Origin of the sequence: Endozoicomonas gorgoniicola (genome assembly GCF_025562715.2) — a bacterium.
Classification (GTDB): domain Bacteria; phylum Pseudomonadota; class Gammaproteobacteria; order Pseudomonadales; family Endozoicomonadaceae; genus Endozoicomonas_A; species Endozoicomonas_A gorgoniicola.
Map to the genome: position 1 here is coordinate 22,790 of NZ_JAPFCC010000002.1, position 19,011 is coordinate 41,800.

31 protein-coding genes are annotated in these 19,011 nt (G+C 51.6%); 1 reads left to right on the forward strand and 30 read right to left on the reverse strand.

What is annotated here, in order from left to right; translation table 11 throughout:
* Window positions 1-8: 8 nt before the first annotated feature.
* The 30 genes from NX722_RS28400 to NX722_RS28545 all read right to left on the reverse strand — a co-directional run bounded on the left by NX722_RS28400 (window position 9) and on the right by NX722_RS28545 (window position 18,192).
* Window positions 9-578: a hypothetical protein gene (locus NX722_RS28400; RefSeq protein ID WP_262568789.1), complete on the reverse strand. Its 570-nt coding sequence runs from the start codon at window positions 576-578 to the stop codon at window positions 9-11.
* Window positions 571-1,260, reverse strand: a complete 690-nt coding sequence (locus NX722_RS28405) for a DUF6682 family protein (protein ID WP_262568790.1) — start codon at window positions 1,258-1,260, stop codon at window positions 571-573. The genes NX722_RS28400 and NX722_RS28405 overlap by 8 nt, the downstream gene beginning before the upstream one ends.
* A complete protein-coding gene (locus tag NX722_RS28410) occupies window positions 1,260-1,652 on the reverse strand; it encodes a hypothetical protein (RefSeq protein WP_262568791.1) in 393 nt (130 codons plus the stop codon). The genes NX722_RS28405 and NX722_RS28410 overlap by 1 nt, the downstream gene beginning before the upstream one ends.
* 98 nt (window positions 1,653-1,750) lie before the next feature.
* Complete coding sequence (locus NX722_RS28415) at window positions 1,751-2,710, reverse strand: N4-gp56 family major capsid protein (RefSeq protein ID WP_262568792.1); 960 nt, start codon at window positions 2,708-2,710, stop codon at window positions 1,751-1,753.
* The gene (locus NX722_RS28420; protein ID WP_262568794.1) at window positions 2,710-3,708 is read right to left on the reverse strand and encodes a hypothetical protein; all 999 of its coding nucleotides are present in this window, start codon (window positions 3,706-3,708) and stop codon (window positions 2,710-2,712) included. Before NX722_RS28420 ends, NX722_RS28415 begins: the two co-directional genes overlap by 1 nt.
* A 41-nt stretch (window positions 3,709-3,749) precedes the next feature.
* Window positions 3,750-3,944, reverse strand: coding sequence for a hypothetical protein (locus NX722_RS28425; protein ID WP_262568795.1), 195 nt, complete (start codon window positions 3,942-3,944; stop codon window positions 3,750-3,752).
* On the reverse strand, window positions 3,944-5,983 hold the full coding sequence (locus NX722_RS28430; protein ID WP_262568796.1) for a hypothetical protein: 2,040 nt from the start codon (window positions 5,981-5,983) through the stop codon (window positions 3,944-3,946). The genes NX722_RS28425 and NX722_RS28430 overlap by 1 nt, the downstream gene beginning before the upstream one ends.
* Window positions 5,983-6,705: a phage terminase large subunit family protein gene (locus NX722_RS28435; protein ID WP_262568763.1), complete on the reverse strand. Its 723-nt coding sequence runs from the start codon at window positions 6,703-6,705 to the stop codon at window positions 5,983-5,985. The genes NX722_RS28430 and NX722_RS28435 overlap by 1 nt, the downstream gene beginning before the upstream one ends.
* A gap of 10 nt (window positions 6,706-6,715) precedes the next feature.
* Window positions 6,716-7,447: a terminase large subunit domain-containing protein gene (locus NX722_RS28440; protein ID WP_262568764.1), complete on the reverse strand. Its 732-nt coding sequence runs from the start codon at window positions 7,445-7,447 to the stop codon at window positions 6,716-6,718.
* Entirely contained in the window at window positions 7,413-7,880 is a 468-nt protein-coding gene (locus NX722_RS28445) for a terminase small subunit (protein WP_262568765.1), read from the reverse strand. The genes NX722_RS28440 and NX722_RS28445 overlap by 35 nt, the downstream gene beginning before the upstream one ends.
* The gene (locus NX722_RS28450; RefSeq protein ID WP_262568767.1) at window positions 7,880-8,128 is read right to left on the reverse strand and encodes a hypothetical protein; all 249 of its coding nucleotides are present in this window, start codon (window positions 8,126-8,128) and stop codon (window positions 7,880-7,882) included. Before NX722_RS28450 ends, NX722_RS28445 begins: the two co-directional genes overlap by 1 nt.
* The gene (locus tag NX722_RS28455) at window positions 8,128-8,544 is read right to left on the reverse strand and encodes a hypothetical protein (RefSeq protein WP_262568768.1); all 417 of its coding nucleotides are present in this window, start codon (window positions 8,542-8,544) and stop codon (window positions 8,128-8,130) included. The genes NX722_RS28450 and NX722_RS28455 overlap by 1 nt, the downstream gene beginning before the upstream one ends.
* Window positions 8,541-8,936, reverse strand: coding sequence for a DUF5675 family protein (locus NX722_RS28460; protein WP_262568769.1), 396 nt, complete (start codon window positions 8,934-8,936; stop codon window positions 8,541-8,543). Before NX722_RS28460 ends, NX722_RS28455 begins: the two co-directional genes overlap by 4 nt.
* A 324-nt stretch (window positions 8,937-9,260) precedes the next feature.
* Window positions 9,261-9,398, reverse strand: coding sequence for a hypothetical protein (locus NX722_RS28465; protein ID WP_262568770.1), 138 nt, complete (start codon window positions 9,396-9,398; stop codon window positions 9,261-9,263).
* Entirely contained in the window at window positions 9,395-9,874 is a 480-nt protein-coding gene (locus tag NX722_RS28470; protein ID WP_262568771.1) for a helix-turn-helix domain-containing protein, read from the reverse strand. Before NX722_RS28470 ends, NX722_RS28465 begins: the two co-directional genes overlap by 4 nt.
* Window positions 9,844-10,182, reverse strand: a complete 339-nt coding sequence (locus NX722_RS28475; RefSeq protein ID WP_262568772.1) for a DUF4258 domain-containing protein — start codon at window positions 10,180-10,182, stop codon at window positions 9,844-9,846. Before NX722_RS28475 ends, NX722_RS28470 begins: the two co-directional genes overlap by 31 nt.
* 100 nt (window positions 10,183-10,282) lie before the next feature.
* The gene (locus NX722_RS28480; protein ID WP_262568773.1) at window positions 10,283-10,909 is read right to left on the reverse strand and encodes a hypothetical protein; all 627 of its coding nucleotides are present in this window, start codon (window positions 10,907-10,909) and stop codon (window positions 10,283-10,285) included.
* Complete coding sequence (locus NX722_RS28485; RefSeq protein ID WP_262568774.1) at window positions 10,906-12,576, reverse strand: hypothetical protein; 1,671 nt, start codon at window positions 12,574-12,576, stop codon at window positions 10,906-10,908. Before NX722_RS28485 ends, NX722_RS28480 begins: the two co-directional genes overlap by 4 nt.
* Before the next feature lie 69 nt (window positions 12,577-12,645).
* Window positions 12,646-13,296 (reverse strand): Gp49 family protein, encoded by a 651-nt coding sequence (locus NX722_RS28490; RefSeq protein ID WP_265442403.1) that lies wholly within the window; start codon window positions 13,294-13,296, stop codon window positions 12,646-12,648.
* 31 nt (window positions 13,297-13,327) lie between these two features.
* Window positions 13,328-13,552, reverse strand: coding sequence for a hypothetical protein (locus tag NX722_RS28495; RefSeq protein ID WP_262568775.1), 225 nt, complete (start codon window positions 13,550-13,552; stop codon window positions 13,328-13,330).
* 3 nt (window positions 13,553-13,555) lie between these two features.
* Window positions 13,556-13,993 (reverse strand): putative PDDEXK endonuclease, encoded by a 438-nt coding sequence (locus tag NX722_RS28500; RefSeq protein WP_262568776.1) that lies wholly within the window; start codon window positions 13,991-13,993, stop codon window positions 13,556-13,558.
* The gene (locus tag NX722_RS28505; RefSeq protein WP_262568777.1) at window positions 13,990-14,310 is read right to left on the reverse strand and encodes a hypothetical protein; all 321 of its coding nucleotides are present in this window, start codon (window positions 14,308-14,310) and stop codon (window positions 13,990-13,992) included. The genes NX722_RS28500 and NX722_RS28505 overlap by 4 nt, the downstream gene beginning before the upstream one ends.
* Window positions 14,307-14,630, reverse strand: a complete 324-nt coding sequence (locus NX722_RS28510; RefSeq protein WP_262568778.1) for a Ref family protein — start codon at window positions 14,628-14,630, stop codon at window positions 14,307-14,309. The genes NX722_RS28505 and NX722_RS28510 overlap by 4 nt, the downstream gene beginning before the upstream one ends.
* Window positions 14,630-15,091, reverse strand: a complete 462-nt coding sequence (locus NX722_RS28515) for a DUF1367 family protein (RefSeq protein ID WP_262568779.1) — start codon at window positions 15,089-15,091, stop codon at window positions 14,630-14,632. The genes NX722_RS28510 and NX722_RS28515 overlap by 1 nt, the downstream gene beginning before the upstream one ends.
* A gap of 12 nt (window positions 15,092-15,103) precedes the next feature.
* Window positions 15,104-15,307 (reverse strand): hypothetical protein, encoded by a 204-nt coding sequence (locus tag NX722_RS28520; protein WP_262568780.1) that lies wholly within the window; start codon window positions 15,305-15,307, stop codon window positions 15,104-15,106.
* A gap of 129 nt (window positions 15,308-15,436) precedes the next feature.
* Window positions 15,437-15,649: a hypothetical protein gene (locus NX722_RS28525; protein WP_262566146.1), complete on the reverse strand. Its 213-nt coding sequence runs from the start codon at window positions 15,647-15,649 to the stop codon at window positions 15,437-15,439.
* Window positions 15,633-16,349: a DUF6475 domain-containing protein gene (locus NX722_RS28530; protein WP_262566145.1), complete on the reverse strand. Its 717-nt coding sequence runs from the start codon at window positions 16,347-16,349 to the stop codon at window positions 15,633-15,635. Before NX722_RS28530 ends, NX722_RS28525 begins: the two co-directional genes overlap by 17 nt.
* The gene (locus NX722_RS28535) at window positions 16,339-17,280 is read right to left on the reverse strand and encodes a hypothetical protein (protein ID WP_262566144.1); all 942 of its coding nucleotides are present in this window, start codon (window positions 17,278-17,280) and stop codon (window positions 16,339-16,341) included. The genes NX722_RS28530 and NX722_RS28535 overlap by 11 nt, the downstream gene beginning before the upstream one ends.
* A complete protein-coding gene (locus NX722_RS28540; protein ID WP_262566143.1) occupies window positions 17,277-17,885 on the reverse strand; it encodes a helix-turn-helix domain-containing protein in 609 nt (202 codons plus the stop codon). The genes NX722_RS28535 and NX722_RS28540 overlap by 4 nt, the downstream gene beginning before the upstream one ends.
* Before the next feature lie 31 nt (window positions 17,886-17,916).
* A complete protein-coding gene (locus NX722_RS28545; protein ID WP_262566142.1) occupies window positions 17,917-18,192 on the reverse strand; it encodes a hypothetical protein in 276 nt (91 codons plus the stop codon).
* Window positions 18,193-18,307: 115 nt separating this feature from the next.
* Here NX722_RS28545 and NX722_RS28550 point away from each other — a divergent pair, with 115 nt between their 5' ends.
* On the forward strand, window positions 18,308-19,000 hold the full coding sequence (locus NX722_RS28550; protein ID WP_262566141.1) for a helix-turn-helix transcriptional regulator: 693 nt from the start codon (window positions 18,308-18,310) through the stop codon (window positions 18,998-19,000).
* The last annotated feature ends 11 nt before the right edge of the window (window positions 19,001-19,011 follow it).

Sequence of the window (19,011 nt, forward strand, 5' to 3'; positions counted from 1 at the left end):
AATTCCTTTTACGCTAACGGGTCGGCGGCTCGTTGCAGCCGGTGGCGGTTGCCCTTGTGCATGACTTCACCACGCAGGGCTGAAAGTTTCTGATAGAAAAGCTGCCGGTTCTTTTCGGCATTCAGGGGGTCGCTCCACTTCTGGCCGGGAATATCCAGCAACTGCCAGCGAGCGCCATAAGGGGCAACGTGGGAGATAGCGGTCAGGCATTCATCGGGAATCTCTGTTGCCGTCATGGAAGGACGGACAATCAACACCAGTTCGGTCAACACCACTTTGGAACCCGTGTAATCCACCGGAATTACCAGGTTATTACCCTTCAGGTGCCAGAGGTTCATCAGGTCCTTACTGTCTCGCTGCCTCAGGGACTCAACCGTTACCAGCTCACTGCCTGCCGGAACCTCAATCTCGTAGTCGGTGATTCCTCCAATCAGGGCTAATGTATTGTCTACCCGCCAGACCGGCACTTCATCGCAGATCAGGCGCACGCTTTCACGAATGGCATTCAGCACCACAGGGTCAGGGCATCCACTCGCCCAGGGCTGAACCGATGGGAAAAACTGTTTCAGCTCAGCCATTGGCATCACCTTTCACTGGTTGACTGAACACCAGATCAATATTCCAGCTCACGCCCAGATCGTTGGCAGCCAGCTTGATATAGTTCTGCGCCTGAATCAGGTTGCTCTCGGTTTCAATATCCTGCATATAGGCATGGAACAGCATGTAGTTCTCAATGCTGGGCAGATGTACAAGGGGTAAGTCCAGTTCGGCTGGATTACTGCTGTGGTCCACTTCATTCATGCTCACCAGTGCCGGAATACGAGACACCTGTAGCCTGACTTCATGGTTAGCTGGCGGCTTGGGGTAGACCCAGAACGAACGGGGCGTACGTTCATCGGTAAAATACAGCTCCACTTCCGAACCGCTATCGTTGTACCAGTTGGGGATCATCGCCGTCAGGTCTTCCCGGGTCGTAGGGTTTACGACTCTGCCTGTTGCGGTATTCTCCAGTACACCCAGCAGCCGATAGGCTTCAGCCGGAACCGTCTGCTCACTTTCAGCCTTGCAGTTGAACGACACAGTAACCGCATAGGTGTCAGGACGTTGCTGAACATGCCAGAGCCTCGCCCGGTTGTAGCCGTCCAGCAGCTTGTCGTCAGACCATAATGCTGTCCAGACATCCGTTGCCGGATTGAAGTTCGGCGGTTGGTTGTCCTGCAAGGTGCCGCGAACACTGTCGAGAATCGCCCGGACCCGCATCAGATCACCACATTAAAGGGGTAAGACTGACGCTGGCTGGCGTTACCGTCTTCGTCGTAATGGGTTTCGGTAGCGTCTTTCAGAATGGCGTACACACCATAAGGTACTTCCACTTCCACGCCACGCTTGATGACATAGTTCTTGCCATTAAAGCCCACTGGCACAGGCTGCTGATTGTTTTCATCTTCCTGAAGAATGATTGTTACTTTTTCAGGTCGCTCACTGCCCGATGAGGTCTTCGGCGTTTCCTGCTGTTCATCGGAGTCATCAGCATCACTGAAGTTACCCAGGTGCTCATCAATCTTTTTCAGCAAGGTGTCTTCGCCGATGTTATTGGGGTAAGTAATGCCCAGCTCATCAGCTTTCTGTTTTGTGGCTTCGCTTGCGCTCACGATCACTATCCTTTGGATAAATTAATGCCTGTAAATAAAAAAGGCTCCCCACCATCTGGTAAGGAGCCTTGCGTTTTACTGCTTGTTACTGAAAGGGATTACTGCCCCAGCGTTACCTCTACCCGCGCCATCCACAGCTCATTCAGGCGTACAGCGGTGAAGTAAGTCTTCCAGCCCACGGTTCCGCGCTGACCCAGAGGATCACCACCCCGGGGGGTGTTAGGGTTCAGCACCTTGGGCTCGATGGACTCTTCACCCTTCAGCGGCACGCAGCCATAGGCTTCCTTAGCCAGGTAGATGATGGGGTAAACATCCTTACCGCCCTTGCCTGAACTGGCAAAAGGTGTCAGCTCAGGAGTCAGGATGTAACGGCAGTCTTCCACCTTGCCGATCTCGTAAGGCATAGCCTTCATGGAACCGTACTTCTCCACCGGCACAAAGCCGTCCATGTCACGAATATCACTTTCGCAGTCGGTATGACCCAGGGCGATAAACGCAGGAGCCACCGGCTCGGTGGAGATTTTCACGGAAGCGCCCACCATAGAGGTGATATGCTTGCCCTTGTTGGCCTTCAGCCCTTTGGTGACTTTGCGCTGCAAGCCACGATCCAGACTGGCGTCAATGTCGGCACGGGTTGCCACGCTACCGGCACGGAACACGTTGGTTCCTGCTGCCAGAACACCCCAGATGATGGCCTCCAGAGTACTGCCTGCCTGCTCACCGTTGAGCTGGGAAGCATCCCGCAGAACCGGGTCTTCCGCTTCGTCCTGAACCACGTCAGTAATGGTGACAAAATCACCGTACTGCTTCAGGGTGGCAGGCACGTCTTCGTAGGCCATCTTGTGACCGGCAGGGGTAACGCCTTCCTGCAATGGCGTAGTCGCCAGGGGAAAAGGAATAGCGCGGCGGAACTTCACGCTCTGCGCTTTGTTCTTAGGCACTGGCTTATGCAGACCGTACTTGCTCAGTACAGTAATGGAGTCCGCATGAGACAGCATTTCAGTGGCGGCGTAGGCAGCGGTACGCTGGCTGATATCGCCGTAAGTGGTCGTAGTCATTACGAGAATCCTCGATCCTTCTTATCTGCAAAATGATTGAATGCAGACCCAAAGTCGCTTAACCCATCATCCCGGTTGGTTGACTGTGTTTTTGCCGGGATAGTGGCTGCGTCTTTCAGTCGCTGGTTGCGTTTGTTCTGGATTACCTTGGCCTTCTTGCTGGCTGCTTCCGCAGTGCGGGATGCCTTAAACTGGTCCAGCATCCAGATAACATCTTCGGTGCTGCCTGTTTCATTGATCCGGCGTACAGCGTTGGGCTGGTTGTCCATCCAGCTGGCAAACTCAGGGGCATTCACTACCTCACTGACATCAGGATGAGCGGCGTTGATTGCGGCTATGTGATCGTCGGTGACTCGCTGTTGTTGCGCCTGTTCTGTGGTGTGTGACTGCTGCTTCAGAGCGTTCAGCTCTTCCTGCAACTGGTTAATGGTGGACTGTTGCTGAACCAGTGCGGAATGAGCTTCCGGCGAATAGTCCTTCACCTCTTCCAAATCCAGTCCATTAACATCCGTGACAGAAGTGTCAGCGGCATTGTGCTGCGGCTGACGTTTTCCGTCGGGTTTCTGCGTATTCGCTGCTTCCAGCTGCCGACGCAGACCGGCAATCTCTTCCTGAGCGGAGGACAGCTGTCGCTTGGAGTCCTCAGCCTGACGCTGGTAGGCATGAACCCGACCGTTGACCGACTTGTATTTCTGCTCCCAGTCGTCTGTTACTGCTTCGGTGTCGTCTGCTGCTTCTTGTCCGGCTTCAGCTTCTGACTCTGCCTCTTCCCTGTCGGCTTCCTGCTCCGATACCTGGTCATCAGTGTGATCTCCCGCTCCAGCCTGCTGTTCCTGTTCGTCTACTTCAGCGGTGTCCTGATCGCCGGTAGCTTCTTCTGAAGCGCTAGCCTCTTCTGAAACGTTGGCTTCTTCAGGTTGACGGCCTTCAGCAAACGCATCAAAGGCAGAACTGAATTCCTGATTGTCCTGATCGGTAACAGTCTGTTCCTCACTCATTCCCTTTTCCTCGGTTAGCGGCTGTTAAAGCGGCCAATTGCTCAGTACTGAACAGTGCCGGTCAGGTTGCGCCTGACGTCCGGCTCTGCCAGTTTCATCAACTCATCCAGTGCAGCAATGATTCCACGCTGCTTGTCGCTCTGGTTGTCCGCAATCAAACGGGCAACAGCCTGGTTCCTTTTTTCCTGCGCCCAGTGTTCGACGGCTTTCCAGTCAGCGGAGTGCTTGTTAATCATCAGATGCCACTGCCTGTTTCTGACTTCAAATTCATTTCGTTCTGCTTTAGGGTGCCATTCAGTGCGGCAATATCCCGTTGCGCCTGAACCCTTGTCTGCTCAATGCCCAGCTTTTGCTCCAGCTCTGCCAGCTTCATATCGTTACTGGCGGCGATGCGGTACATTTCCAGCTCTTTAGCCTGCTCCAGCTTCTGCACTTCCAGCTGCTGCCTGAACTGCTGATCCTGCTGCTTCATCTGCATATCCATCTGGGCAGCCATCAGGGCAGGGTCTTGCCCGGCGTTCTGTTCGTTCTCCTGAACCTTCTCTTCGTCGATCAGGATATCGGACGCCGTGACCTGCATAGACTTCACTACTTCAGGTACCAGCTTGCTGTAGTCGGTACGCTTTCTGAACTCAGGATCATTGCCCGCCAGTTGCAGGTAGCTCATCAATGCCTGGGACTGCACTTCCTTCAACAACAGCACACTGGAACCTCTAGCCTTTACCTGAAAGTCGCCTTTGATGTCCGGTCTGGAGTGATACTGCATGTGAAAGTCGTAGAACCGCTTGATAGTGGGAATAATCACGCAGTCGTCAAAGTTCTTAACCGGGTCCTGAAAGACTGTCATTGCTGCATTAGCCAGTAATGCCATGCCGCCGTGGGTCTTGGTCATGCTCTGGTCTTGCTCGCCCTGGGCGATTAGCGGAATATTCCCTTCTTCGTCCGCTGCCTGACTGGCCAGTTCCAGTACTGCGGCTATCTGCGACTGATTACAGTCAATATTGAACACTTCAAACGGTCTGAAGTTGCCGTCTATGGCAATATTCTTTTTCTTCTTCCAGACCTTGCGGGGAGCCAGTCGCCAGTCACCGTCTACCGGATCAATGGCATCCTCATCAATAACAATCTGGGGACCCGCCGACAGACCGGCGTTATCAAACAGCATTCGCCATGCGGCATTAACCCCGGTTTGCGGGTGACGTATCTGGTACGGCACGCCAAAGCCAAAAATACAGCTGTCATCCCTTTCCCAGTTGAAGACAGAGTAAGGGCTGTCTTCCGTGTCCTGCGGATGCAGCACAGCTTTTAATACCTTGCCGCCTGCAAACCAGACAATGCCCTGAATCTCAGTCAGTGAGTCCCGCTCATCACCCTCGTCAAAGGCACAACCGCACACTTCCAGATCGGCTTTTTTAATGGGACCGTGATACTCCCAGACTTCATACAGGCTGGAACTCTTCACAGAATCCACGCCGGTAATTTCCCGCAGTTCTGCCGTATGATCCTGAACCGAATGGGTGCTTCTGGCTTCCTGCTCCAGCAACTCTTTAACAGACGACTGGATCACGCCATTCAGCTTGGCAAACTCCCTCAGTCGTCTTTTTGTCCAGCGATGGCGTTCAAACTCGAACTCAACATCTTCCTTGCAGGTGGCGGACATGTCTGGGTAATAGTCCCAGGGGCTGACCCGCTCGATACCGGCTCTTGGTTCTGTCACCACCTGAAGAGCATGAATACCGTCTTCATTGGTCACCCATGCCTTGCGGGTACGGTTCACCACGACCGGACCTTTCAGAATTCCGGTACCCAGATCAACAGCATCACTGACCACCCTACGCCCTTTGGCATAGTATTCAGCCTCAGTCAGGTCGTCCTCAATCTGCCGGTTCATGCCTTTGGCAGCTTCCTTGGCTTCATCCATGGCCTGTTGCAAGGCTTCCTGCTGAACTGCCTGTAGGTCGCTAATGGTCTGCGGAACAGGCGTTGGCTCAATGCCGTAATTTCGGTCATCAGTCGGAAACAGCATCCGGGCTAACTGGGCTTTTGCTACACGACACTTTGGTCTTGTCTCATTGCGGAACAGCTTGGAACCGCCAGCCTGATCCAGTTTTGTTTTCAAGTCAGGCTCATAATCGCCGTGCTTCTGTCGGGAGTCTTTCAGCCAGCGTTGTTCAATGCTGCTGCGTTTGGAGGCGTTATCCTCACAGAGTTTTTGCAGCTCCTGCCCCAGATGATCCAGCTGCTCAATCTGCTTTTCCGTTAATGTCTGTTCCATCAGTAGCCCGCTGTGCTGTCGGCAATGCCTGTTCTGATTCGGTGTTGCTGAACCGGTTTGGTAATAGCCTGCTTGATACCCATGCAGAGATAACGCAGGGCATCCATCAAGTGATCGTCTTCCTTGACAATCAAACCTTTCTCGTTGCGATGGTAAAGCAGGTATTCCGCAATGGTGTATTGCAGGGTGCTGAAGAACTTCAGCCTGCCCGTTGAAAGACGCTGGTAGACTTCCAGTATTCCGGCTTCTACCGCTTTGTTGGCTTTATAAAGCTGCAATCCCTGCTGAATGTACAAGTCCCAGAGTCGCCTGCCGTCGGTCTGGCTTCTGCCTCTGGCTGCCGTGTCAATAATGCCCGGTATCCATTCGCCCCTGGCTTTTACCGCTGAAGCGTGAACCGATGGCTCGGCCTGCCCCCGGTAATGCTCGGAGTAACAATAAATGATGTCGTTATCCCGATCCCATGCGCCCCAGATACCCGCTGTTTTCTTCCAGCCCACGTCAAAGCCGTAGGCTCTGGCGAAATGTTCAGGTACTGGGAAGGGCTTACAGACCACTTCCTTTTCAGGTACCGGATAAATCGCCCCTTCACCCAGCCCGGGAATACCTTTTCTTCGGGCATCCCGTTCATGGGGAAGGTAAGACGCTTCCAGATCAGCCTTAGCCTGTTCGTTCAGGTGTGGCACATCGTCCCAGCCTGCCTGAACCACATAGCGACTCATAGGACACCCTTCATGGAACAATAGACTCCTGCTCTTTCTTGCTCTGCATGAAGGATTTCACCAACTGGGTCAGACCACTCAACGGGGTAAACGTCATAATCACAATACCGTCTGTAGTCATGGTTCGGGTCAGTGCTTCGGAGTACACATCGTGGGGAACTTCTTCATCCAGCCAGGCACCGTCCAGTTCAAAGCCCTGAAAGATTCGACGACCCTGATCGTAAGAACGCAGCTTCAACGACGAATAACCCCCGGCTTCACTTTTAACCTGCACTTCCTCATAAGCACCGGGCGTTCCCGCCTTGGTGACTGGCTTCTGATCCAGCCGGTCACGGGGTATCAAGCCGGTTCCCCATTCGTCAGTATCCCAGAGTCCGCCAAGCAGCTTTTTCTGAATGATGTCTCTGGTGGTTTGTGATGTGTCACCAGCGGCCAGAAACTGCACTGGCTTGTCAAACCGTCTGCCTTCCCACCAGTCCGGATAGTCGCAAGTCAGGTGCTGGGTGACTTCATAGCCGCCACCGGATTCTGACTTACCTACCCGGTTACCCGCCATGAACAAACGCTCTTTATGAATGGCTCCGGCTTTAAAGAACTCCATATGTTTTTTATAGAGCTCTCTGCGCAGTGGTCCCGACTCAGGAAAATACCGGTTGATCTGATTGTACTTCTCACGCCTCGCCTGCTCTTCCAGCAGCTCAAGCAGCTCACGCTTTTCCGGTAAGCTCAGCGATGCGCTCATCTATTTCCTGCTCACTCAGGTCATCGAATGTGTGGGTATTAGTGTTCTTGTTTTCAGTCTTGATGGCCGCCAGATCACCGTCCATCTTGTTCAGTTCCGCAATGGCAGAGATAGCCGCCTTGGCATCCACCATTGTTTTAACCATTGTGGCATCGTCGCCTTTGCCTTTTTGCGCCTCGACAGTATTCGAACAGGCTTCAATGATTTTTTTCAGCTGATCCCGTTTCCATTCAGCGGTAATGCCCAGGTCTTTTTTGATTTTTTTCTGACCTCTGGCGACAGAATCAGCGACCTTAACATTTCTCAACAGCCTGCTTGCTGTAGCTTCAGCCGTTTTTGCACTGTAACCGGCTGATATTGCCGCCTGAGTCGCATTGCCGCCATTGGCTAAGTACTCATCAACGAAACGCTGTTGTCTGTCGTTCAAACTCATCACAGACGCTCTATTAACCGATCCAATTTAGTCTCAATACTTTTAAGCTGACTCTTGAACTCTTCCCTGGCTTCCTTGTCTTGCTGGCGATCCCGTTCCTGTACTTCTTTCAGATGGGCGATATCTTTTGCATTGCCGTCGATGCGCCGTTCGATGCCTCCACCCCAGAGGAAAAGGGAGGCAATAATCATTACGGTGCTGATAAGGTGGGTAATGTTCAATTTGCGGTCAAGATGCCAGTGCTCCATCACTTGCTACTCCTTGCCCTGACTACACCCTCAACTGCTCCACCGCCGAAGTAGAACCCTAAAATCAGAGAAAAGGGAAAGCCAAGCGTTTCGTTATTCCAGTCGGCTAGGGTTTTGGCAGCTTCGAGAACATTGTTGCTACTGCAAACTGCTTCAATTCCACAAGGCTCCATGAAAGCAGAGATAACCAGCATCACTGCGCAGGTCATCCAGATCAGTACATAAGGAATACCGACAATAAGGGCCAGTAATCTTTGAGCCAGCTTGAAAGGTTCATACGCTTTCAGCAGCTTTAGAAAATGTTGGGACTTTTCTTCATTGGTGAAAAATGCTGCATCAATACCTTTGTAAATACCGTCTGCCGTTGTACTGATCGCCTTATCGCTGCCAAACAGTCTGCCAATAAAGCTCATCATGGGTACTCCGGCTGTTTGACTGTGATGCGAATCTGGAACTCATCCGGCAGGAAAGCCCGGAGTTCGTTGATGGCATTTTCTGAATTGATCACCATGTATTCCTGGCTGGACAATACTTTACCCACCGCAATACAGCCCTGGACATTCCTTGCCCAGTTGCCCTGATGGATCAGTATGTAAGAACGCTCTGGTACGTCCTGCAATTCCCAAACGTCTTTGAACCGGTTGCCGTTGAATGGCTTGCAGTCATAAACGCCTTCAGGAATACAGCTTTCAAAGGGTTTATTGCCTAGCCACGGACGCTCAATGGTGGCGAATGTATGAAAGCCGGGTACATGCAGCTGCCCTATCGTGCAGTGGGGCAGATAGGCACGTTCCAATGTGATAAGCATGATGATCCGGAATAAAAAAACTCCCGAGCAAGCAAACGCCTGACGGGAGTCGTATTGTAAGAACTCCCGCGTGCAACAGCAGAGGCGGGAGCCGTGTTATTGGTGCTGCGCCGGACGGACCTGAACGCAGTCTTGAAGCCCGATGCCGAAGCAGAGCGGGAACTCTGTACTGGAATCCACTTGATCGGCTCAAGTAGCCAGGGCTTACAGGTCGAGCCTTGCCGAACTCCAGAAACGAAAACGCCCCGACTGCAAAACAATCAGGGCGCAAATACTTCAACTCTGACTATAAAGTTATCACTGGATCACTGAAGTTGCAAACCGTTAACTGAACTCAGGGCGATAGTTTTTCTTGCGTGAGTCACTGAGCTCTTTTTTTGACAGCATAAGCAAACATTTCAGGTCTTTCTCGGTCATTTTCAAAGCCTGCTTCTTGCTGTTTTTTTTCTTGTCTGGTTTCATGCTGCCTGAATCTCCACATCCCAGCCTTCACCGGTTTCCACAAGGTTCAGCACCAGTTCATGATACTGCCTGTCCAGTTCTGCCAGTTTATTAAGAATACCTGCAACAGCACCTTCACCGATGGATTCCATATATAAATCCCTGATAGCCTTGTCCGCCAGCACGGGGATTGCTTGAGTTCCTTTTTCCCACATAGCAATAATCTGGTCGGACTTATCCAACAAATTACCCAAAGCCTTCTGGGACAAGTCCAGCTCTATCCTCAGGAAGCGAAACTCTTTAGCTTGCAGCGGAGCTTCCATGTTGACCAGCCCTTTAGCGATAGCCATGTGCAGGCCGTCCATGTCATGGATCGAAATACCTTCACCGGAAGGCGAGCTGTTCTTTTGATAGCCGTTCTTCAGGTAAATATTATCCAGCCCACAAGCGGTATAATGGTACATAATCAACCCTCCCATGTGGTGATCACCAAGCAAGTCGTGTTTTCTCTTTGCACAACCTTTGCTACTACAGTAATTTTCACTCCGGCTGTTACACGAGATAACCTGCACCTCCAGCCTTTCTCCTGATCGGTACACCAGGTTACATCGCCAATCTGTTCACCATTCTTGAGTACATTCAAAATTTGCCGGGTAGTGACTTCCCTTTCCTGCATACGCAACAGGGCATGATCAAGAAAGTCCAGATTATGAGATTCATCTTTTGCAATTCTGGCAATCTCTTGCCTTACTTCACCTGCTTTTATGAAAGGCAAGGTGACAACCTTACTGGTGCGGTTTGTCATAATCAGGTTCTCAATGCTACACCTATAATTATTATAGGTAAACGGGGTACTTGCTAGATTATAACGATATATAAATACCTACTTTTTGTAACTATTAATTTTAAAAAGCCTCAGTTTTCACCAGCTCATTCGATTCAAGCACTGACTCAGCCCGAATCATTGCCCTGGTAATCAACTCAACAACCGCTTTTTTAACCTCTAACTGCTGATTATTCACCGTCGCCTGCTGCTCACTCCCCTGAGCCTGAAACACCTTCTCCACCACATCCGGCCTTAAAGCCCTCAATGCCATATACTGCAACCGGGTTTCATTGTTCAGCACACTGGCACGAATCATCCGCTGTCGGATCAACTCATGCCGCAGCACAGGCCAACCCTCTACCAGTGCAGCCCGAAGGTTGTCGGTCATGCTCAACATCAGCCGGTGGTTGCCCGTCACAATCTGGTTGCCGTCGTGGGTGTAGCGCATCTTCAGCAGATGATAGTCAACGTGGCGCAACTGGTGCCTGAGTACGCCCGCCGTCATGCCTGCCTGTGTTGCCCAGTCCACACGCCTGAGCCGGTCATTGTCGAAGCTGGGAACTTCCGAGACCGGTAAGTCCAGCTCCGGATACTTATCCGCCAAAGCAGAGGCCAGTCTTTGCCAGCCCGCGCTTTTATAGCTGTCAAACAGACCGGGGTTGAATGCGTTAATCAGCGCCCCGCCGACACTTGGGTACATGCTCATTCGGTTGCCCTCCATTGCCCGTCAATCACATTAATCAGCGTGCGCTTGCCATTGGCATACGTGACACAGTGAGTATGCAGCCAGCTACCGGGGCCTTTGTTGTAACCCATGTCCATCTTTGCCGATACGCCTACCTGGTAAACCCCCTCCTCAATACCGGGTGAATGACTGTGACCAATGGTGACTTTTACCCCGATGCGGGTAAATGCCTTTCTGGAACCCCTTACACCGTTCGGTCCCTGATCGCCGTGATAGCTGACCTCTACACCCCCAATCACACAGCTTTCATCCCGACGCAAAAACCGAACGTCTGAATGCTCCAGATGTTGCCGGGCTACCAGTTCAAAAGGATCAACGCTTTCATAAACCAGACCGGCTGCCATGCGCTCATCATGAATGGTGAGAATCTGTGCCATTGTGGCGTGATAAAGCCGGGCATTGCGGGGGTCGTGTTTCGGGTCAGCTTCTTTCAGCCAGCGTTCCATAGCTTCATCGTGATTACTGCGTTTGATAATGACAGGCCAGCGAATACGGTCGATGTAATGACAGGTCAGTTTGATCTCACTTTCAACACAGTCCGTATGGCTGTGATGCTTCCAGTAGTTATAAAGCGGATCGTTCTTGTGATGATGATTGCGGCTATGAAAATCCAGCACATCATTAACAACAACCCTTTCAGGATTAAGCACAGCACAAATACTGTCGTCCGACTCAAAGGTGGCAATGGATACCCGTCGGTCTTCCATAAACGCATGACTGTCACCCAGTTCAATAGCCAGTGGTCGTCCGGCGGCCTGAACGCCTGAAACCGTATACTCCTTGTTTAAGTCAATGAACGAACCGTCACTACAGGCGTTAATTTGTCGCATGTGGTAAACATGATCGCCACACACCTCCACTACGGCTGCGCCCAGGCAATGATGAAACTCCGCTTTCTTGCCTGCCTTGGCTGGCACATAGTTCTTGATTGTGCAGACGCCTGATGTTGTCAAAATCTTTGGCAACCGGCTTTGGGGGGTCGGGATCGTGGTCAGCTGCCGTTTGCTATGCCCGAATATCGCCGACTTGTCCTGACTGATGCTCTCAAAGCCAGACAGAGGGTTCACCGCCGTCGGCTGAATGGAAATATCCCCGAACACCACAAGGTTGTCATTAATCTGAATACGCTGGTCACAGATAAACGGCAGTACTTCCGCTGACCACCACTCCTGCCCCCGGTCTTTCGTGGTGTGAATATTGGTGACGTTCTTGTAGCGGTAAGGGATCACCAGCAGTTCGGCATTATTGGCCTTGCAGTAGTGTTGCAGGGCAATCCAGAAATCCTTGTGAACCGGCGTAGCGTTCTGTGCGGCGGTAATCACATAACGGCCTGATCGGGTCTGGTTCAGGTGATGCTGAATCTTTCCGGTACGTTGTGAAACATGCTCTACGTCCCATGCAGGCTCAACAATTTCAGGCTCTGCGGCAGGGTTATCGTTATTCACGCAAACAGACATCTGCCGGATGTTCTTCCGGTCTTTCAGCATCACCTCGCCACTGTCCCGCACCTTTTTGATCATGCGCAGAAAGTTGCGGTGATTCATATTAATCAGGTCTGCCGCTTCCTGGGTTGTCAGGGAATGATCGTTATAAGCCTCTACTGCCTGCTGTTGCCGTTCCGTAACCATGATGCCTCCTGCAAACAGGCGACCGAAGTCGCCTTGATTTAAACGCCCCTTACAGGCGGCGCAGTTTTTTTATTTCAGGCTGTGTACGACCTGTCTGAACAGAAAGTCCTTGGCTTGCTGCTCAACAGGTAGCTTGCTGAAAGGAACCACGCAGGGGTGCTCTTTCTTAGCGGGGTCTTTGACTTCTCCATACACCCAGCCATCAGCCTGCTTTTCTGCAAGCCAGCTTTCATGGGATGCAGAAGCTGAGGCGTCCGGATTTTCCAGATGAAATCTTACGCCTGTGACTGCACTTTGCTTTTGCCATTCAGGTGCATCATCCCACGAGGTCTGAGAGTCATCACCCAGAGCCTTGCAGTACGCAGCATTGACTTCATGAGCTACTTTGGCGATGTACTCAACGAAATATTGCTCATCTGCAATTTGCTCATGCAGATGCTCCTTTAGCAGATAGCCCTCCAGAGACCACACTTTCTCAAAGGCGTTGCCGTAAGCAATTTCCTTCCCGATATCTTCATCAAAGTTTTCCGGGCTGGCGCAGGCACTTTCACCAGTCACCGTGAAACCATTTTTCAAAGTCAGGCAGCATATTGTCAGCTGGGTACCGGGAAATACGTGGTAATCCGCCTTAATAATGGTGCTTTCAATATGCTCAGGAGTAATGCGAGGCGCATTGAGATTTTTTTTCTGAATCATCTCTTCTATTTTTTGGTCAGACATTATTTTCGCTCTTCAATTTGGGTAGTTTGCTTCACTGCTCTTGGGCTTTAAGGCCAAACATTTCAGCAAAGCCCTTTATGCCCAGACGGGCTTTACTGATTTCATCATCTGCCAGCCCAAGCCGTTTTTGTGCAGTCTGGATGACACCGTTACATTTGTTGATTTCTTCCTGCTGCTCTTTCTCGATCTCTTTCAGCTCAGAAACCACACTTTCGTAAACTTCTTTGACTGATCTGTTTTTTCGTTTCGTGAACACGAATCAACTCTCCTTCAGTTTCAGCTCAAAATGCCCGGCAAGAATCACAGCTGCCAGCCCTATATCCACCGTTGCCCACTGGTATCCCTCTGTACCCTTTGACTCCGGTAAAATGTCCCACTGCCCCACGGGCAGTACGATGTTCCAGTCCTGACGATCCGCCCGGTAAGCCAGTACGGGCTGCTTACCGGCTGACTCTGCCTGCTCAACCGCCTGATTCAGCCAGCCCTGCACCTTTGCATCTGAAACACTGGCGTAACGCTTGATCTCCAATGCCCAGGGCCAGCTATCCTGCACTGCCTTGTCCTCAGGAATCAGGTCGTACCCACCACTGCGGGACTGCTCCAGGTTGCGAATCAACCTGATACCCGTCAGAACCTCCAACTCCCGGCAAAACTCACGCTCTCCGGCTGCGCCCTTGTTGCGGCTATTGATGCTCATAGCCACCTCTTTTTTTCTTTTACTGGCTTCATGCCAAGACCTTTCATAATCCGCTCGGTCAGCTTCTTTGCCTTACGATCCGGCTCTGCACTGGCACTGCCGCAGGTGCGAAACTCAATGTTTCGCTCTGCCAGCTTCTCGGCAATATCACACACCACCTCGTCGAGAAAGTCCTCATCCAGCATTGGCAAATCAGTGAACCGCAGATGGACCAGATGCTGACTCAGCTTCTCGTCCTCGCCTTCTCCCATGCTGATGAAATAATCACCGGGGTTAGTCGTACTCTGACTAACCGTCATTGTGAAACTGTTGCTCATACTCTTCCTCCCACAAACGACGCCCGATAGATACCAAGGTCTGAACAAGTCTGCTCCAGCAATTCAAGTTCATGCCCGAACCGACGCTCAAACAGTGCCGGGCTCACGTGAATGGCGTCTTTACCGGTGCGATGATGTTCAGGGCATAAGGGGATCACCTTCAGGTCATCCCGCATTTCACCCATGCCGTAACCACTGGTTATGTGGTGAACCTCTGCCGGGGTCTCTCCGTAGCCCATACGACGGCAAGCAATACAGCCCAGCGCCGCCACATCGGACAAGTGTTTTTTTTCTGCCCGGGTCTTCTGCTTCCTGCTCATCAGCACATTCCCAAAATCCGGTTAACCTGTTGGTCCAGGTCGCTGTGTGTGTAGTTGGTCAGCACACGCTGTAATGTCACGTCGATGCTTTTGCTGTACAACTCCTCAAACTGCTCAGGGCTCATGCGCCCGAATGAGATACTGTGGGCTTCCCGTCGTACGTCACCATTCAGATTGGCAATCACGTCATAAAACCCCGCTGCACAGATCACGTCCTTGCGGTAACGCTCAAAGCTCTTTTGCACCGGGAACCCTTTGTACTCCTGAATACCCGGATCAAACGCATCGAAACCAATGTTCAGCAAAGCGAAATACTTCCTGTGAAACCTGATGTTCCGCTTCTGCTTCCACTCAGCCCGTATGCCCGCGCCAACCTTGATCTTTTCGCAGTGCTGCGCATCCTGATGGGTAGCCGGGACAAAAGAACCGTCCAGTCGTTTAATCAATGTCAGTTCAGGCATACCAACTCCCCTTTAAGCCGCTTCCGTCTGGTGCTTGCTGCGATACCTGGCCTTGAACGCCAGAAAGTTCTTCTGACTGGTCAGGTGGGTTTTCATCAGGCTGGACGTGGCAAACGGATCAAGCCCGGCACCTGCACACGCCAGCTGGAAGCCCTTGCTGTTCTCAGTCAGGTAGCGGTACTCCGGAGAACTGACACGCACTGCCGGGTCGTTCATCTTCACCACGTCCTTCACTGCCTGTTCAATCACCGCCAGCCACAGTTTTTTTGTAACCTTGCAGGTTTTTCTTCACGGCATACCGCTCGCCGGTTTCCAGACCTTCAATCTGCTGAACGCTTTGGTTGCTCATGGCTCGATTCCCTTTTCGTCTGATGGCTTGATGGACAGCTCAGTGGTGAAAGCGGTTGCCGCTTCCGTGTTGTGGTAAGGCTCCGTACTGCCAAGAAGCCACAGCAGGTACACGACAAATCCGGCAAACATCGCACCGCCTGCCAGATCGTCCAGCAGAGTGTTGCCGTGTTCATCCTGTTCGGTGAAAGTTTTAAGCGTCCTGTTCATGGTCGGATTCCTTCCCCCGGGACTGGTTTTCAATAGCCAGTGACTTGCCGGTCTTTGACTCCATGCTGGCAATAAACTTTGCAACACTGGTGCGCTTGTCATTGATCTGCTGGGCAGGATTAACGCCACCCTGATAAACCCGCATAGCGGCATCGACATCACCGATCAGTGCAGGCAACTCTCTGCGACTATGCCCCTTGACTCCGTTTTGGTGAGTTGCCATGCCAACCAGCAGCTTTGGATAATCCTGCAAAGGTCTGACTGCATAGCCCTGATAGCGTCGTTCAAACTCCTTCTGCTGGAAGGGGTATTCGTTTTCATCAGCGCGGGTGCAGAAGTGAATCCAGCCGCCCATGTCGTCAATCACCCGATGGATGATCGGGTCATCAAAACACACGTCACGGTACGGCCCCTGAATCCGTAGCGCCTTGTCAGCCTTCACCCATGCCTGACCTGCCTGGCTGCCGGTATCGCCCTCGATGATGCGAATCAGGTCAGCCACTTTCGGCATGAACTGCCCCTTGTCCGGGCTCTGCATGTGCAGGCTGCAAGCTCGTTTGAGGTCAGGCAGCTCGAAACGTTGCAGGCCGAGCATGTAAACCTTGATGCCTGACGGTGACAGCTCGTTCCCGTAGTACTCAGCGATGCCGGTCATCAGGCTGGTGAACTCTTCCACCTGCTGGGGGTTTTTAACGTCCATGAGTACCCTCCCCGAACATTTCCGCCATCACCGCCTTAGCCGATGCCTGGGTCACACGACCGGCCTTGCTCATTTGCGCTACAGCGGGTTGGTCAGCATTGCGGATAAACCGGTCGATCTGGTCAGCATCCCGAAAGATCACATGAATCCCGTCGTACACCTGCCCCCGGTCGTTCTGCCCGATGTTGTGAGGTGTACGGCTACAGCCGTCGATGGCCTGCTTGAGTTGAATCACCGTGTAGCCAGACTTCAGTGCCTGACGAATGTACCGCTTGCGCTTGTCGTCCAGCTTGGCCTGCGGGTGGTTGAACACGGTTTGCCAGTGTTCGAACACGGTTGAGATTTCACCGGAACGGTTTGGCTTTGCCGGTTGATCAGGGAGTGAATCGGTCGGCATCGGTTCAGCGACCGCTGGACAAGCGTCGTAAGACGCAACTCCTTCCTTTCCTTTCCCTTCCCTTCCTTTCCCTTCCCCTTGAGAATTACCTTCACGCGTAACTATCGCGTCAGCCACGCGTGAAATATCAGTCTCTTTTTCTGGTTCAGACTGAGTGTTTACAAGGGTTTCAGACTTAATCAGTCTTGAATCACCACTCTCAACTGATGGAATGCTTGAGGCTTGCTCCTTGTTATTGATCATTTGATGACTGGTAAAGCTCGGAATACACCCGTATTCAACGCCTGAATTTTCGTAATGGACGAGAAAGCCACGCGTCTTTAACGCGTCAAGTACGCGTGTAAAGTCGATATCATCATAAGGAAGTATCTCGATCTTCAGGCGACGAGGACGCCAGGCGAACCGACCCTCCCGATCACAAACAGTGAAGAGACCTACAAAAGCAATCCTTAAAGGCAAGCCGGTTTCATGCTCAGCCTCAAAAAGTTCGTCATGCTTGAACAGGTCAGGCTTCACAGTGCGAATCCTGCTCATGCCCAGCCCCCCAGCACATCCCTGATCGTTTCAGTGGGAACCCCAAGGCCAAGCAACAGCTCAGCGATTTCAAGGTCATCCAGTTCAATCAGCTTTGCCAGCTTGACGATCCGCACCGCAGTAACGCCTTTGCCCGTTACACGACTAATGCCAAACGACGCTGACGTGCTGCCGGTAAAGCTGGTGCCTCTGGCCTGCTCGATTTCCTGCTCAGAGTCAGGTGCCAGCCAGTGGGGAGGCTTTTCGTCCGATACCGGAAGACCGGATACCTGAATCTCAGTCCACAGGTCGCGGGTAACGGCTTTCTCTTCGGCGTTCTCTTCCGTCACCAGCTCAGGCTTCTGCAAAAGGGACATGCCCAGCAGCAGGTTAGCGGGAGTGGTATCGAAGATTTGCGCCAGCTTGCGGACGTTGGAATCTTTCGGAAGGGTCAGCCCGGCTTCCCATTCCTGCAAGGTGGATTCACCGCAACCAATACGGTCAGCGGCATCGGTAATGCTCAGCCCCTCGCCTTCCCGCAGTGTCCTGATACACTGTCCCAGTGACTGGTAAGGACGTTGGGGGTTGTTTTTTTTGTCAGCCTTGACGATACTGTTATTGTTCATTGTGTTTTCCTATTTCACATTGGACGTTTGCTCAGGCCCCGGAAACGGGGTCTTTTACTTTCTGTACTTCTCCTATCAACTGCTCTACACCTTCACCGCTGAAATACTTCAACAGCGAACCTACCTTTAATTTGTTATTGCTAAACACCACCATTCTTGCGAGTCGCATTTTTGATGGGTGGTTCCTGCGCAAAGGGTTTGGCGACAGGTACACATTGCGAACTACATCCTTGCTGCACCCGACTCTTCTACAAAAGTCATCCCTTTCCTGCTCTGTTAGCTCCTTCCAGAACTTCTTAAAGTTCATTATCGTCTCCCTGTTTATTTCCTAAAGCAATAATAAAGATATTTGGTGTATATTAGCAAGCTCTATCAATCTTTTTTCGTCTACCTCTGCAAAATGCCTGCTATAAAATAAGCGGATGGACATCAGACAGATAAGGCGTACTAACGCCCTCCAGTTAATCAAAGAGAAAGGCATTACCAAGGCTAAGTTCGCTCGAACCCTTGGTAAGTCGCCCCAGCAGATTAATGAACTGCTTAAAGAGAAAAATCCGAAAAACATCGGACATAAAATTGCCAGGCAGATAGAGGAGTCTTTTGGCCTTCCTGAGCAATGGCTGGATCAAAAGCAGAACCAAGATGAAAGCTTTACTGCATTCAGTACTGTTCTTGACTCTTACAGGCAAGCTGAACGTTTGGCGGCAACCTATACACAAGCGCAACGTGACTGGCTAAAAGGCAGAAAGCATGTAACCCGTCAAATTGAAGATGAGCTTGAATCCCGGTTATTAGAGAACGGCCTTCAGTTATTAGATTCTGGAAACTCGGAATTTCGTGTAGCCACCCCCTCTAAATCACTGGTTACAATCAGCCTGTTCATTCCTATGCCGGGCTTTACTGGCTGGCTCTGTCCACCAATAACCCCAATGCAGCCAGACTTTCTGGCTATTGCCCTGATAGGCGACTATTGTCTTGATTTTGCCTTTATACCCAGAGAGGAATATCAGGTGCTACGCAGCAAAGAAAAGCCGCGTATTGACATCAACACTAAGGATGGAACTGCAAGTGGTAAAAGCCTTGAACCGTGGGTGAATCGCTTTGACCTAATTTAACAACACAGGAG

Excerpts from the sequence above, each read along its gene's own strand:
- NX722_RS28400 (WP_262568789.1), bottom strand. The coding sequence starts at position 578 with ATGGCTGAGCTGAAACAGTTTTTCCCATCGGTTCAGCCCTGGGCGAGT.
- NX722_RS28405 (WP_262568790.1), bottom strand. The coding sequence starts at position 1,260 with ATGCGGGTCCGGGCGATTCTCGACAGTGTTCGCGGCACCTTGCAGGAC.
- NX722_RS28415 (WP_262568792.1), bottom strand. The coding sequence starts at position 2,710 with ATGACTACGACCACTTACGGCGATATCAGCCAGCGTACCGCTGCCTAC.
- NX722_RS28420 (WP_262568794.1), bottom strand. The coding sequence starts at position 3,708 with ATGAGTGAGGAACAGACTGTTACCGATCAGGACAATCAGGAATTCAGT.
- NX722_RS28425 (WP_262568795.1), bottom strand. The coding sequence starts at position 3,944 with ATGATTAACAAGCACTCCGCTGACTGGAAAGCCGTCGAACACTGGGCG.
- NX722_RS28430 (WP_262568796.1), bottom strand. The coding sequence starts at position 5,983 with ATGGAACAGACATTAACGGAAAAGCAGATTGAGCAGCTGGATCATCTG.
- NX722_RS28435 (WP_262568763.1), bottom strand. The coding sequence starts at position 6,705 with ATGAGTCGCTATGTGGTTCAGGCAGGCTGGGACGATGTGCCACACCTG.
- NX722_RS28440 (WP_262568764.1), bottom strand. The coding sequence starts at position 7,447 with ATGAGCGCATCGCTGAGCTTACCGGAAAAGCGTGAGCTGCTTGAGCTG.
- NX722_RS28445 (WP_262568765.1), bottom strand. The coding sequence starts at position 7,880 with ATGAGTTTGAACGACAGACAACAGCGTTTCGTTGATGAGTACTTAGCC.
- NX722_RS28450 (WP_262568767.1), bottom strand. The coding sequence starts at position 8,128 with ATGGAGCACTGGCATCTTGACCGCAAATTGAACATTACCCACCTTATC.
- NX722_RS28455 (WP_262568768.1), bottom strand. The coding sequence starts at position 8,544 with ATGATGAGCTTTATTGGCAGACTGTTTGGCAGCGATAAGGCGATCAGT.
- NX722_RS28460 (WP_262568769.1), bottom strand. The coding sequence starts at position 8,936 with ATGCTTATCACATTGGAACGTGCCTATCTGCCCCACTGCACGATAGGG.
- NX722_RS28465 (WP_262568770.1), bottom strand. The coding sequence starts at position 9,398 with ATGAAACCAGACAAGAAAAAAAACAGCAAGAAGCAGGCTTTGAAAATG.
- NX722_RS28475 (WP_262568772.1), bottom strand. The coding sequence starts at position 10,182 with ATGACAAACCGCACCAGTAAGGTTGTCACCTTGCCTTTCATAAAAGCA.
- NX722_RS28480 (WP_262568773.1), bottom strand. The coding sequence starts at position 10,909 with ATGAGCATGTACCCAAGTGTCGGCGGGGCGCTGATTAACGCATTCAAC.
- NX722_RS28485 (WP_262568774.1), bottom strand. The coding sequence starts at position 12,576 with ATGGTTACGGAACGGCAACAGCAGGCAGTAGAGGCTTATAACGATCAT.
- NX722_RS28490 (WP_265442403.1), bottom strand. The coding sequence starts at position 13,296 with ATGTCTGACCAAAAAATAGAAGAGATGATTCAGAAAAAAAATCTCAAT.
- NX722_RS28500 (WP_262568776.1), bottom strand. The coding sequence starts at position 13,993 with ATGAGCATCAATAGCCGCAACAAGGGCGCAGCCGGAGAGCGTGAGTTT.
- NX722_RS28505 (WP_262568777.1), bottom strand. The coding sequence starts at position 14,310 with ATGAGCAACAGTTTCACAATGACGGTTAGTCAGAGTACGACTAACCCC.
- NX722_RS28510 (WP_262568778.1), bottom strand. The coding sequence starts at position 14,630 with ATGAGCAGGAAGCAGAAGACCCGGGCAGAAAAAAAACACTTGTCCGAT.
- NX722_RS28515 (WP_262568779.1), bottom strand. The coding sequence starts at position 15,091 with ATGCCTGAACTGACATTGATTAAACGACTGGACGGTTCTTTTGTCCCG.
- NX722_RS28520 (WP_262568780.1), bottom strand. The coding sequence starts at position 15,307 with ATGAACGACCCGGCAGTGCGTGTCAGTTCTCCGGAGTACCGCTACCTG.
- NX722_RS28525 (WP_262566146.1), bottom strand. The coding sequence starts at position 15,649 with ATGAACAGGACGCTTAAAACTTTCACCGAACAGGATGAACACGGCAAC.
- NX722_RS28530 (WP_262566145.1), bottom strand. The coding sequence starts at position 16,349 with ATGGACGTTAAAAACCCCCAGCAGGTGGAAGAGTTCACCAGCCTGATG.
- NX722_RS28535 (WP_262566144.1), bottom strand. The coding sequence starts at position 17,280 with ATGAGCAGGATTCGCACTGTGAAGCCTGACCTGTTCAAGCATGACGAA.
- NX722_RS28540 (WP_262566143.1), bottom strand. The coding sequence starts at position 17,885 with ATGAACAATAACAGTATCGTCAAGGCTGACAAAAAAAACAACCCCCAA.
- NX722_RS28545 (WP_262566142.1), bottom strand. The coding sequence starts at position 18,192 with ATGAACTTTAAGAAGTTCTGGAAGGAGCTAACAGAGCAGGAAAGGGAT.
- NX722_RS28550 (WP_262566141.1), top strand. The coding sequence starts at position 18,308 with ATGGACATCAGACAGATAAGGCGTACTAACGCCCTCCAGTTAATCAAA.